The 11,920-nt window shown below is 68.6% G+C and carries 14 protein-coding genes; 13 read left to right on the forward strand and 1 reads right to left on the reverse strand.

Annotated elements, in window-relative coordinates; genetic code table 11:
• The first annotated feature begins 9 nt into the window (after positions 1–9).
• The 11 genes from ACFXKZ_RS02195 (at position 10) to ACFXKZ_RS02245 (ending at position 7,771) form a co-directional block, all read left to right on the forward strand.
• Positions 10–783, forward strand: coding sequence for a hypothetical protein (locus ACFXKZ_RS02195; protein WP_379995410.1), 774 nt, complete (start codon positions 10–12; stop codon positions 781–783).
• A 145-nt stretch (positions 784–928) separates the two neighbouring features.
• Positions 929–1,486, forward strand: coding sequence for a hypothetical protein (locus ACFXKZ_RS02200; RefSeq protein ID WP_379995412.1), 558 nt, complete (start codon positions 929–931; stop codon positions 1,484–1,486).
• A complete protein-coding gene (locus tag ACFXKZ_RS02205) occupies positions 1,483–2,091 on the forward strand; it encodes a hypothetical protein (RefSeq protein ID WP_379995414.1) in 609 nt (202 codons plus the stop codon). The genes ACFXKZ_RS02200 and ACFXKZ_RS02205 overlap by 4 nt, the downstream gene beginning before the upstream one ends.
• A 78-nt stretch (positions 2,092–2,169) precedes the next feature.
• Positions 2,170–2,466 carry a hypothetical protein gene (locus ACFXKZ_RS02210; RefSeq protein WP_379995416.1) on the forward strand — a complete coding sequence of 99 codons (297 nt, stop codon included), beginning with the start codon at positions 2,170–2,172 and terminating at the stop codon, positions 2,464–2,466.
• Positions 2,463–3,155, forward strand: a complete 693-nt coding sequence (locus ACFXKZ_RS02215) for a hypothetical protein (protein WP_379995418.1) — start codon at positions 2,463–2,465, stop codon at positions 3,153–3,155. The genes ACFXKZ_RS02210 and ACFXKZ_RS02215 overlap by 4 nt, the downstream gene beginning before the upstream one ends.
• A 107-nt stretch (positions 3,156–3,262) precedes the next feature.
• Complete coding sequence (locus tag ACFXKZ_RS02220) at positions 3,263–3,775, forward strand: hypothetical protein (RefSeq protein ID WP_379995420.1); 513 nt, start codon at positions 3,263–3,265, stop codon at positions 3,773–3,775.
• A 199-nt stretch (positions 3,776–3,974) separates the two neighbouring features.
• Entirely contained in the window at positions 3,975–4,376 is a 402-nt protein-coding gene (locus ACFXKZ_RS02225; RefSeq protein ID WP_379995422.1) for a hypothetical protein, read from the forward strand.
• Between the two features lie 120 nt (positions 4,377–4,496).
• Positions 4,497–4,991: a hypothetical protein gene (locus tag ACFXKZ_RS02230; RefSeq protein ID WP_379995424.1), complete on the forward strand. Its 495-nt coding sequence runs from the start codon at positions 4,497–4,499 to the stop codon at positions 4,989–4,991.
• A 103-nt stretch (positions 4,992–5,094) separates the two neighbouring features.
• Positions 5,095–5,799 carry a ParB N-terminal domain-containing protein gene (locus ACFXKZ_RS02235; RefSeq protein WP_379995426.1) on the forward strand — a complete coding sequence of 235 codons (705 nt, stop codon included), beginning with the start codon at positions 5,095–5,097 and terminating at the stop codon, positions 5,797–5,799.
• Positions 5,796–7,247 carry a ParB N-terminal domain-containing protein gene (locus ACFXKZ_RS02240; protein WP_379995428.1) on the forward strand — a complete coding sequence of 484 codons (1,452 nt, stop codon included), beginning with the start codon at positions 5,796–5,798 and terminating at the stop codon, positions 7,245–7,247. The genes ACFXKZ_RS02235 and ACFXKZ_RS02240 overlap by 4 nt, the downstream gene beginning before the upstream one ends.
• A gap of 17 nt (positions 7,248–7,264) precedes the next feature.
• Positions 7,265–7,771 (forward strand): hypothetical protein, encoded by a 507-nt coding sequence (locus ACFXKZ_RS02245; RefSeq protein ID WP_379995430.1) that lies wholly within the window; start codon positions 7,265–7,267, stop codon positions 7,769–7,771.
• A 67-nt stretch (positions 7,772–7,838) separates the two neighbouring features.
• Here ACFXKZ_RS02245 and ACFXKZ_RS02250 read toward each other — a convergent pair whose 3' ends face one another.
• Entirely contained in the window at positions 7,839–10,688 is a 2,850-nt protein-coding gene (locus ACFXKZ_RS02250) for a hypothetical protein (RefSeq protein WP_379995432.1), read from the reverse strand.
• Positions 10,689–10,811: 123 nt separating this feature from the next.
• Here ACFXKZ_RS02250 and ACFXKZ_RS02255 point away from each other — a divergent pair, with 123 nt between their 5' ends.
• Together ACFXKZ_RS02255 and ACFXKZ_RS02260 are read left to right on the forward strand one after the other, a co-directional pair.
• Positions 10,812–11,015, forward strand: a complete 204-nt coding sequence (locus ACFXKZ_RS02255) for a hypothetical protein (RefSeq protein WP_379995434.1) — start codon at positions 10,812–10,814, stop codon at positions 11,013–11,015.
• 205 nt (positions 11,016–11,220) lie between these two features.
• A complete protein-coding gene (locus tag ACFXKZ_RS02260; protein ID WP_379995437.1) occupies positions 11,221–11,790 on the forward strand; it encodes a hypothetical protein in 570 nt (189 codons plus the stop codon).
• Positions 11,791–11,920: the final 130 nt, after the last annotated feature.

Raw genomic sequence — 11,920 nt, forward strand, 5'->3', positions numbered from 1 at the left:
AGGACCCACGTGAACACCCCACAACCCCACCACGCCTACGTCGAGGACGTGGTCCGCGCCCTCGAAGGCCACCGGATCACGCCGCAGAACGCCTGGGCCCAAGCCAACCGTGGCAACCCCCAAGCGTTCATCCACATCCGCCCCGGCACCCTGGGTCAAGCGGCCCGCAACCGCTGGCCCTTCGGAGTCATCCTCAAATGGGACGCCACCCTGGGGTGGCGCTACCGCAGCTACTTCGACCTGGACGACCGCCCCGCCGAGGACCACCCGCTCGTCACCATCGTTGCGGCACCACCCGTCCTGGTCGCCGACGCCGCGCGCGTCGCCCTCTCGGGCAACGTCAACCTCCTGCCCTTCACCGAGATCGACAACACCGCCCCCGACTGGACCGGACGGACCACCCTCGAAGCCGCGGTCACCTCGGCATCGACGCAGGCCCGAACCCGCAAACACATCGCCACCCGGGCGTACTCGAACGGCACCAGCAGCCTGTCGTGCAAGTGCGGCCAGTGGAAGTCCGACCGAACCCGACCGGCCCGCGAACAACGACTCGCCCACCAGGCCCACCGCGCGGCCATGGGCGAATATGTACAACCGCCCGCCGCGACCACCGCGGAGCGCCTTGCCGCCGCGCGAACGGCCATCACCGCCGCGGCGGCCCTGCTGACGGACGACACCCCAGGCGCCGTGGTTCCGGCAGCCGCACTGCGTGCCGCCCTCGCCCTCGCCACCCCACGTGATCAGGCCCCGCCCCACGGCTCGATCCACGGGGTGTCGCCGTGAAGAACCGACACCTCTGCTCCCACCGTACGTGGCCTCGCATCCCCATCGCCGGTTGGCGCGTGTGCGGCGGATGCGGCGCGCCGCTCGAACCCCCAGCCCGGCCCTGTAACCGCCCGGCTCCACTCGACGCACAGGACAGGACACCATGAACACCTCTGAGGAGATGCGGGCAGTGGCCGGGTCACTCGGCCATCAACGGCCCCGATCCTACGAAGGCGTAGCCCCGAACGACGCGACACACGACGACACACGACCATCGGGGATCAAAGAGCCGTCCCCGCAGGAACGCCTCCGCGGCGACCCGGATTTCCCGTGTCACGACGGCCGTTGCATCGCGCCGTCGTCCGACGTCCCCACCGAGGCCGGCACCTCAACCCTGCAACGCATCATTCGCATCGTCGACCTGGTCGAGCAGCGCGTGTTCGGTGCTGCGGTCGCCCTCGACATCATCCGCGCGATCCTCGACCAGGGGCCGGCGGACGGTGAGGTGCCGGCCTTGCGACCGATCGCGCCGAAGCGAACCGGCGCCGCGCTGTGGGTTGCGATTCCCCGGCTGAATGCCAGCACGATCGACGACTTCACGCTCGACGGGCTGTATTCACTGCTCAGGCTCCTGGGGGGTGTACCCGCAGGCGAACCGCCGACTCGTCCGACGGAGGGGCATCCTGCGGCGACGGCGACGGCGGCGGGGGGTCGGGGATGAGAGCCCAGGAACTCGTATGGCGACGCCTTACCGACGAGACCTGCGAAACCACGGCCAAGGGGGAACTCTGGCACCTGCGGGTGTTCGGCAGCCGCGAGGCCGCGTGGCACCTGGTTCGTTGCTCCGGGGGTCTCCCAGGGCAGGCTTCGCGCCCCCTGGGTGCCCGGTTGACCGATGCCCAGCGCATCGCGGAATGGATGATCGCGTTCCCGGCACGGGCAGCCCGGCTGACTGTCCCCGAGATCGGTCTGGCCGGCGGCTTGAGTATCGCCGACGACACACCGGAGTTCGTGGAGGTCACGGACCCGGCGGGCAAGGCCGTCGTGATCGCACACCGTTCCCTGGCCCCGGGCCTGATCATTCATCCGACGCCGGGTGTGGATCCCCGCCTGCCGTGGACGATCAGTCATGAGGGGGAGATGCGAGGCATCGCCAGGGCGATCAAGGTCGGCGCCGTCCGGAAGGCCGCGGGTGCCCTCGCGTCCGCTGCCGACTGGACCAGGCCGCTGTTCGAGATCGAGCAGGTTCCGGGGCTGCGAGGGCGGATGCTCGGGACGTTGGTCGCCCATGGATGCTTCGGCTTCCCGGCGGAGGGCCACGCATAAATGATTGATTCTAACGTCAAGTGACGCTAGAATCTATCCATCGGTTCGGGTGAACGCCCCTTACCCCAAGGAACGCACGTGGATCTGAGCGAAGAAGACCGCACGGCCCTCGACAACGCCATGGAACGCGCCCTGGCAGACCACTACCACGAAGACCTCTGCTACTGCCGCGACTGGCCGGACTCCTGCAAGCACTACAACCTCAACACGTGGGCCACCAGCGCATTCTGGATCGCGCTGCCCAAGGTCTGGCCACGCATCGTCGAACTCGTCCACCGCGCCTATCCCGCGCCCGGGAAACCCGACAACGACCCCGCGACGCCCCCGAGCCACGACGGCGCCGGCCCCCACCCGAGCGAGACGGACCCTCAGTGACGCCCAACGCGCCGACCCATGCAACCGAGGCCCCTGTCCGGAAACACATCCTCGACATCCTCGGCGACTCCCACCCCAACGCCGAAGCACAGGCGGACGCGATCCTGGACGTGATCCAGAACGCCCGTGCCCAGGACCTCGCCGACGCAACACTCCTCCGCGGCATGACGATCAGCGACGGCACACCGCGCTTCGTACTCCAGCCCGCCACGGAGATCATCACGCGCATGGCGGCAGCCGCCGCAGGAGTCCTGCACGGAGAAGGCGCGACGAACTACGTCGAGTGGCCGATCCAGGGACCAACCGACACCTTCGTCGTCACGGTCCAACGCGCCATCGGCCACACACCGGCGGAACTCAAGACGATGGCCGAAGCCGAAGCCCGACGCCTGAACGTCCTCGTGGAACAACAGGCCCGCGAGATCGAAGCGTTCGAGGACCGCACCGCCTCCCTCGCGCGAGAACTCTCCGAGCACGTGACCCAAGCATGGCGACAAGCCAAGATCAGGGCCCTGCACGAACAGGAGATCAACCGACTCCGGGAAGCCCAACACACTGCGCCGAAAGCTCCATCCCCGGACACCGCAGAACTCCTGATGCGCACCCGATTCGAAATCGCGCTCGTGAACGTCTACCTCCGCGACATCCACAACGCCGTCGACGCAGCGCGCCGCACCACCGGCAACTGACCTCCTCCAGCGGCCGAACCGCAGCTCCGCCTCCCTGGCGCCCGATGCCCACAAGGCCAGGCCCGACCCCTTGCCCAGTTGTCCTTCGCCGACCTCGGAGCCTACGAATGACCACCCGACCAAGTTTCCTCGGGATCCCCGTCTCCGGAGACATCCCCGGAGACAAACCCACTCCGCAGCGCCCGCTCGAAGACCTTCGACCGATCCTCCAGGCGCTCCTCGACGACCCGGCCGTGCACTCCTTCGGATGGCACCAATTCACGCCGTTCTACAACGACGGAGAGCCCTGCCGGTTCACGATCAACCGCTTCTGGGTGCGTACCCAGACGGACCCACTGAGATCGGACGTCGACGATCTGGAGGTCTTCGGCGCCGACGGCCACCCCACCCTGGGCCAACGAATCAACGTCTACGGCAAGAACGCCGACGGCGCACACACCAGGATCGGCACGTCGTTCCGCGGCCCCGACGAGGCCGCCTACGACAGGGCCGCCGCCGCGACCGCCGTTGAATGCGGCACCTTCGATGCGGTCCTCCTCGAAGCGTTCGGCGACTCTACCGCCGTCAGCGTCCACAAGGACCACGTCGATCTCCAGCTCTACCGACCCGTCCCGTTCTGACCGATCCGCACGCCAGCGGCCCCGCAGCCCTCCGGCCGCTGCGGGGCCGCCCCATCTCCCCTTCCTCCACCCTGCGTCGCCCGCTACGCGGCAACGGGCCCGAAACCCACACCGAGTCTGTGAGGTCCCCATGTTCCTGGGCATCCCCATCGTCGGCCACGTCGACCGAAGCGAAAGAACCGTACGCCAACGTCCCGTCGTGGAGTTCGAGCCGATCTTCTTCGCGGTTCTTGATGACCCTCTCGTTGTCGAGTTCGGTTGGATGCAAGGCACCACCATCGACGAGGACGAGATCCCCGAGCGGTTCGCCGCCGAGGACTTCTGGGTTCGGACCACCAACGAGCCTCCCGAGTTGGCCTCCGAACTGCTCCTCCTCTACAGCTCTCACCCCACCTACGGTCACGCGTGGGACAGCAGCGCCGCCGAGCGACCGGCCCCGGCCCCGAACCACTCGGTTCCCGACGAAGCCGCCGTCGAGCGCGTCATCCAGCTCGAGCGGGCCGTCGAGAGACACGAGTTCGACGACGTGCTCCTCCAAGCGTTCGGACAGGACGCCGCAATCGCCGTGCGTCGTGACGGCATCCGCATCACCCGCGCATAGGACGACCCGGTGTTCGAACCCCGGCCTTCCGCGTTCGCCGCTGCCCCGGACCGCCCAAGGCAGCGGCGGGTACGGAGCGGATGGCCGGTCCCTACTGAGACCTCCACCTCCGGAGCACAGATGACCACTCAAGACGCCCGCACCTTTATCGGTTTGCCCGTGTGCGACCACCACCGGCGTCGACACGACATACCGCAGCGCCCGATCGGCGTCCTTCAGGACCTCGTCGGCGCCGTCCGTGCGGATCCGGCCGTGTACGCATTCGGATGGCGACACCGCACCTACCGCGGTTTCGCCGTACGCCCCATGTTCACCCTCGACAACCTGTGGTTCGCTCTCACCCCGCGCCCTGGCCTCCCCGACCTCGGCCGAGTGGACATGAACCACATCGAGCGCGTGGGCGCCGCGAGTTGCGCTCCCGAAGACGACCAACCCGCATCCGACGACGACAGGGACGACATCGGCGACGACCCGGCGACGTTCGAACGCCTCGCCGCCGTTCGCGACGCCCTGACCTCCGGGGCGTTCGACACTGCCCTTCTGGTCGCATTGGGCACCCACGTCGCGGTCAACATCAGCAGCCAATCCATGTCGGTCCGTCACGGCAGCCTGTGAACCTCTCCTGAGCAGGGTCTTGGGCCATCGGCGCGTTCGCCTACCCTGTTGAGCAGGCCCGAACTGCGGGCCCGGCGTGGGGAGACGCACCAGAGAGCGCGCCGTGCCCAAGACCCCCCGCATCCCCGCTTCGCTCGCCTCCCTCGCGCATCCCATCGGGGACCTCACCCCGTACCACCGCAACCCGCGCATCGGCGACGTCCCAGCCATCGCGGCAAGCCTCGAACACCACGGCCAGTACAGGCCGATCGTCGTCAACAAAGGCACGCTCACCGGCCGGCCGAACGAGATCATCGCCGGTAACCACACCGTTGCCGCCGCCCTTACGCTCGGGTGGAAGGAAGTTGCGGTCACCTGGCTGGACGTCGACAACGCGACCGCAGCCAAGATCGTCGTGGTCGACAATCGGACGAATCAGCTCGGCGGGTACGACGCCGAACTGCTGGCGGAGATCCTGGACGACCTGCCCGATCTGGAAGGCACCGGATACGACCGCGGGACCTTGGACGACCTGCTCGACGCAACGTCGCTGCCCGCCCCCATCGAACTCCCCACGATGGGGAAGGACACGGGCGCCGCCGCCGTCGTCGACTACCTCCAGTGGGGCTACCTCCAGTGGTCGAGCAAGCGCACCCGCCTCACGAGCGACGAAGTCGAAGCATTCGACCGCCTGTACAAGGAGTACGTCGACGCGAACCAGGGAGACCTCGGCTTCGGCTGGCACATCCTCCAGGTGGCCCATGAGCACCTGAAGGCCGCCAACGACACTCCCTCGGCGGGCTCCGAACCGGCGGAGGCCACGGCGTGAGCGCGACCCCCACGGCCGTCTTCCACGAGGCATATCCCCTCGCGGACCTCACGCCCGCCGACTACAACCCCCGCTTCCTCAGCGACGAGGCGTTCGAGCGGCTGCAGAGCTCCCTCAAACGCCACGGAGTCATCAAGCCGGTCATCCTCAACGCGGACGGAACCCTGGTCGCAGGCCACCAGCGCACCAAGGCCCTGCACGCCCTCGGCATCACCCACACCGCCGCGGTGATGCTCGGCACCAAGGTGCGTCTGGCCGACGAGATCTCCTTCAACCTCCTCCACAACCGCGTCGAAACCGAGGCGTCCGTCGTCCACGCCGACCCCGGAACCATGGGGGAGTGGACATGGATCCCATGGCAGAGCATCCGGGTCGTCGAGAAGAAGAACGTCGCGTTCTGCGACGCGATCGCCGACATGTGCGCCGCCCACGGCTCGTGGGGCAGCATCGTGATCGACGACCAGGGCCGCGTCGTCCTCAACGCCGAGTACGCGGTGGTCGCCGCGGCGAACCACTTCGACGTCCTGGCGTGGACCGTACCCTCGGGCGAGGCGGCCCAGATTTTCGCCGACCTCACAGGCGAGTACGGCGTGTACGACTGGACGGCCATCGAGGACCAAGCCCCGGTGTACAACCAGCACATCGTCCAACCCCTGCGATTGAGGCAGTTCACGTCGAAAGCGAAAGCCGGCAAGGGCAAGCTCGCGTACCACTCCGAGACGTGGGACCAGATGGTGCTCCCCTGGCTCAAGAAGGACACGCGCGTCGTCGACTTCGGAGCCGGATACGGCGACTACGCCAAGCACCTGCGCGCCGACGGATACACGATCTTCGACTACGAGCCCTACCGGTGCCTCACCGGGAAATACGCCGTCGACATCCACTGGGTGGTCGGAGCGATCCGCGCCATCGAGCGGGACATTCGCCAACATGGCCTGTACGAGGTCGTCGTCCTGGACTCCGTCATCAACGCGACCACCTCCCTCGACTACCAGAAGTGGGTCCTGCTCACCGTCAACGCCCTCTGCGCGGCGGACGGCGTCCTGTGCCTGGGCACCCGAAGCCTCGACCGTGAACTACGCGACGAACAACGCGCCCGGGTCACCTCGCAAGCCGGGGCGTCGCGGTTGTCCTATCTCGACTCGGACAACGTGGACATGCGCTTCCACCGCGGCAAGTGGATGAAGATGCGGTACCACACGCCCGCCTCGCTGCGGGACCTCCTTCTCGGCTATTTCGAGGAGGTCGAGGTCCGGGACTTCTCGTCGGCCACTCTGAAGGCGACCTGCCGCAAGCCCCGGCCGTTTTCGCAGGGGGAATACCGCGAGGCCCTGGAGCAGGAATTCAACATGCCCTATCCCAACGATTTTCGGCACAACCGACATGAAAAACTGGTCGAAACATTGCTAAAATGGACAGAAGAGAGGAATTCTCTTATCAGGGGTTAAAGGCGCGAGGGGTAGTAATGACCGAACCGATTCGCATCGACATAACCCAACAAACTCCACACGGCATCATGTGGCTCGCCGGCGTCCGCCACGTGGACCTCACCAAGCACTGCCTCCAGGTGTTCGGCCAGCCCGACCGCCACAACGTCTACAACACCCGCCACCAGCAGACCGTCTACCTACCCACCGACAACCCTCCGCTCGCCTTCTATCTGTGCGCGCTCCCGATCCCATGGGCCTGGAACCGAAACGCACACCTCGCATTCGAACCTGCACCAGGAAACGACTGGGAAGGCAACGCCCTGGTTCCCGGACTCACAGTGAGCCTCACCGGAGCCCGACCGATCACCGGTTGGGGAGAACACGACATCCCATCCGACGATCCCCACCGCAAGAGCTGGCTCCACCGCACCTGCCGCAACTACCAATTCGCGTGGTGGCTGCGACGGAACCGCAACGCGCCCGACGCACCACCACCCCGATACGCAACATCGGCCTTCCCAGGGCAACTGTCCATCGAATGACACCACGCTGGGGCATGGCGGAAACAGCCCTGCCCCAGCGGTGGGAAACGCGGTGAGTGCCGTGCGGTCACCAGGTCGGGGAGACAGTGCCGTCTGGTTCCAGTCCGTTTCGCAGGATCTCCTTCTGCGAATACCCAGCCGTGGCGATGGTCTGAGCGAGGCTGCTCAGCGCGTCGATGTACCCGGCGTCGACGGCCCGCCGGAGGAAGCGTTCAGCGCCTCCCCCATCCCCTGCGACCTCGCGCATCCTCGCCAGGTGGATCAGTACGTCGGTTCTCCCGGCGTCGACGGCTTGTAGCAGAAGGGCTTCGGCGCCCTCCTCGTCCCCGGCCGCCTGCCGCGTCGTCGCAAGGTCGATGAGCGCGTCGGCGTTCCCGGCATCGGCGGCAACCCGAGCCAGGCGCTCGGCGCCCTCCTCGTCCCCCGCAGCCTCGCGCATCCTCCCCAGGTGGATCAGTGCTTCGGCGTTCCCGGTGTCGGCGGCCTGGAGGAGAAGGTGTTCGGCGCCCTCCTCGTCCCCGGCCGCGTGTCGCGTCCTCGCAAGATGGATCAGTGCGTCGGCGTCCCCGCTGTCGGCGGCTTGCCGGAGGAGGCGTTCGGCGCCCTCCCCGTCTCCCGCCGCCTCGCGCATCCCCGCCAAACGGATCAGCCCGAAGATGCTCCCGGCGTCGGCAGCTTGCCGGAGAAGGTCTTCGGCGCCCTCCTCGTCCCCGGCCGCCCGCCGCGTCGTCGCAAGGTCGATCAGTGCGTCGGCGTTCCCGGCATCGGCGGCAACCCGAGCCAGGCGCTCGGCGCCCTCCCCGTTCCCGGCCGCCTCGCGCGTGCTCGCATAGCCGATCAGTACGTCGATGTTCCCGGTGTCGGCGGCTTGCCGGAGGAGGCGTTCGGCCTCCTCCCCATCCCCCGCCGCCCCGCGCATCATCGCCAGGTCGATCAGCGCGATGACGTTCCCGGTGTCGGCGGCTTGCCGGAGGAGGCGTTCGGCCTCCTCCCCGTCCCCGGCCGCCTCGCGCATCCCCGCCAAAGCGATCAGCGCGATGACGTTCCCGGTGTCGGCGGCTTGCCGGAGGAGGCGTTCGGCGCCCTCCCTGTCCCCCGCCGCCCCGCGCATCCCCGCCAAAGCGATCAGTGCGTCGACGTCCCCGGTGTCGGCGGCTTGCCGGAGGAGGCGTTCGGCCTCCTCCCCGTCCTCCGCCGACCGTTCCGTCTTCGCCAAATCGATCAGCGCGAAGACGTTCCCGGTGTCGGCGGCCTGCGCAGCGAGACGTCCGGCGGCTTCCGTGTCCCCCGTGGCCCTGCGTAGCCTCGCCAGGTGGACCAAGGCGAAAACGTGACCGGCGTCGGCGGCTTGGCGAGCCAGGCGTTCGGCGCCCTCCCTGTCGCCGGCCACCTCGCGCATCATCGTCAGGTCCATCAGCGCGTGGGTGTGCCCGGCATCGGCGGCAAGCTGGTAGAGCATGGCGGCGTGGCGATAGCGCGAGCGTGCGCTTGCCGCGTGAGCCAGGGTGATCAGCTCTGCGGCGACGGTGACGTGGCGGGCGGCGGCCTCCCAGAACGTCGCGGGAGGGCAGGTGTAGCGGCGCTCGCTGCGGCCGTGTTGTTCGAGGTAGTCGGCGAGGCGGTACACCGGTCCTCGTGTGGGCGGAGGCAGCGTCTGCGGTGAGACGCCGGTATGCGCCGCCGTCCGGGGCCAGAATCGAATACAGCGTAGCGCGGCCAGTTTGCCGTGGACGGGACGGGCGAGTTCGGCGAACGCGATTTTGGCCCAGTCCTCGTCGAGGTCGTCCCAGTCGTGGGGTCCCATGTACGCGGGGTCGAGGGCGGCGTCGGTGAGGAACGCGAACGGCAGGTGCGGTCCCATGCCGAGCCGGCGTGCGTCCATTGCCACCTTGAGCAGCGCGCGGGCGGGCGGGGTGCCGCGTTCGTAGGTGCGCAGCAGTTCGGGCGCGCCGGCGAGATCCTGAGCGAGGCGGCCGGTGTCGCGTGTCCGATTCAGTGCGTCGGCGAGCAGCGGGTCCCCCGTGGCGAGTTGTGTCGCCTGGGCAAGTGCCTGGTGGTCGAAGTGGTCCGGGACGGTGACGGTGCGCCCGGCGAGCAGTTCGCGAGTGCGGCTGTGCGCGTCGGGTTCGCCCGGGCGAGGCAGGTGAATGTACCGGGCCTCGTACTCCGGCCACAGCGTGCCCAATACCAGGACCGGTTGGCGGTCGGGGGCGGTCAAGAGGGTGTGGACGGCAGCAGCGATCTGCTCGCCGACACCTGGGTCGCCGAGGTAGTGCTGGGCCTCGTTCAACCACACCACCGTCCTCGGGGCGACCCGGTGCAGGTCGGCGAGCGCGGCGTCCGCACGGGTCGGGTCCCAGGGGTGCCACAGCCGCCACCCGTGCGCCGCGAGCGGCCGGACCGCCTCCCAACATGCCCGTGTCTTGCCCGTCGACGACGACCCGACCAGCACCACCATCCGGCTGCGCCCGGACTTCGCGTCCCGCACCGCAGCGGCCAGCACGCCGTCGTGGGCGCGCTCCACGTAGCCCGGGAGTATCCGGGCGGTCCTGCCCGACACCGTCCCGCGCGCGGTACCCGCAGGGTGCACCTCCAGGTCGTGGGGGTCGCACTGGTCGATCAGACAGCCCGGCCCCGCGTCGTGCCCGCCGAACGCGCGACGCTCGAAGACCTGTTCGGCGGCGGTGCGCCGGAGTTCCAGCAGCTTGGCGGTGTCCAGCCCGAGTGCCCGCGCGAGGAGAGTCACGGTCCCTGCCGAGGGCACCGCCCCGGGGCGGAAGGCCTCCTGGACGGTGGTGCGGCCCAGCCCCACGCGACGTGCCAGCGTGGTCTTGTCCAGCCTTGACTGCGCCAGCGCGTCGTCCAAGAGCCGGTGCAACTCGGCCGCCGCCGTAAGCCCGACCGCGTCCTCTGTCATGCGTCATGCCCCCGGGTGTGTCGTGTTCGCCGGTGTTCATCATCGCCCGGCCCGAACCCCGTCGTGCATCGCTTCGGCCAGCGTCGGACACGTCAACACGGCCCGGGAAGCTTGGAGTCCGCCATGTTCATCGCCGTCGTCACGACCGCCGTCGCGCTAGCAGTGGTCGTGGCCCTGCTCGCGTCCGCCGCCGCCGCCAAGCTCGCCCGCATCGACGGAGCCACCTACCCGCAGGCCCTCGCCCGCGCGGGCGTCACCTTCGCGACCGTCCTCACCGCGAGCGCGACCATCGCCGCCGCACTCGCCGCCGTCACCGCCGCCCGATGACCGGTCGCCAGATCTGCCCCATATCTGATCGGAAGCGTATGAGGCACGTTCAAATTTCCGAACCGGCCCGGCGTGCCGCCCACGATCCAATCGAAAGAGGCGAGGTGCCGCTACATCCGCCGGAGCCCCGGCGGTCCACTCGGATTCCTGTGGGCGCGATGCGCGATCATGGACATGGCGCCGGGGAGGACAGGAGCCACCCGCCGTGGGGCGTCCGGACGCCGAGACACGCGCCGCCATCGCGCGCCGCCGAGCCGATGCCATCGACCTGCGCCTCGCAGGCGTGGACTGGCTCACCATCGCCCGCAAGCTCGCGGCCGACCCCTTCGTCAACTCCGACGGTGTGCCGTATCCCGAGGGTTACGGCATCCAGCGATACCGGCGAGGCGCCGCGCCCCCGACCAACCGGCGCCTGGTCGAGTACGCCCACCGTGATGTCTCCACCGCGCTGGCCGAACGCCGGGTCGAGCTGGACGCGGCGACCGACGACCTGCGGCAGATGATGTACGAACGTCTGGAACGCCTGTTCTTCGTCGTGTACCGAGTCGCGGTCACACAGCAGGACTTCGCGGCAGTCGACCGAGCCGCCAAGATCATTGCCCAAACCTGCCGGCTGCTCGGCCTGGACGCACCGGCGCGCACCGAAGTTACCGGCGCCGACGGCGGACCCCTCGCCGTCACCCAGCAGGTCACGATGACGGAGCTTGAACACCTGATCGAACTTGCTGGCAACGTGACCCCTCCCGCGGCGGCGACCGATGTCGACGAAGACTGATCGTCTTCTCGCGCGCTATCGCCACCTCTCGCCCCAGCACCGCCGGGAGATCGCTCGGCAGGCGTCCCCGGAACTTCGCGAGCGGCTGGCGCACATCGAACGTGGTCTTGCCATGGACCGATCCCCGGGA

This window comes from Embleya sp. NPDC059237 (genome assembly GCF_042754105.1).
Classification (GTDB): Bacteria; Actinomycetota; Actinomycetes; order Streptomycetales; family Streptomycetaceae; genus Embleya.

Coding starts and splice junctions, on each gene's coding strand:
- ACFXKZ_RS02220 (WP_379995420.1), top strand. CDS start 3,263: ATGACCACCCGACCAAGTTTCCTCGGGATCCCCGTCTCCGGAGACATC.
- ACFXKZ_RS02250 (WP_379995432.1), bottom strand. CDS start 10,688: ATGACAGAGGACGCGGTCGGGCTTACGGCGGCGGCCGAGTTGCACCGG.
- ACFXKZ_RS02230 (WP_379995424.1), top strand. CDS start 4,497: ATGACCACTCAAGACGCCCGCACCTTTATCGGTTTGCCCGTGTGCGAC.
- ACFXKZ_RS02200 (WP_379995412.1), top strand. CDS start 929: ATGAACACCTCTGAGGAGATGCGGGCAGTGGCCGGGTCACTCGGCCAT.
- ACFXKZ_RS02255 (WP_379995434.1), top strand. CDS start 10,812: ATGTTCATCGCCGTCGTCACGACCGCCGTCGCGCTAGCAGTGGTCGTG.
- ACFXKZ_RS02245 (WP_379995430.1), top strand. CDS start 7,265: ATGACCGAACCGATTCGCATCGACATAACCCAACAAACTCCACACGGC.
- ACFXKZ_RS02205 (WP_379995414.1), top strand. CDS start 1,483: ATGAGAGCCCAGGAACTCGTATGGCGACGCCTTACCGACGAGACCTGC.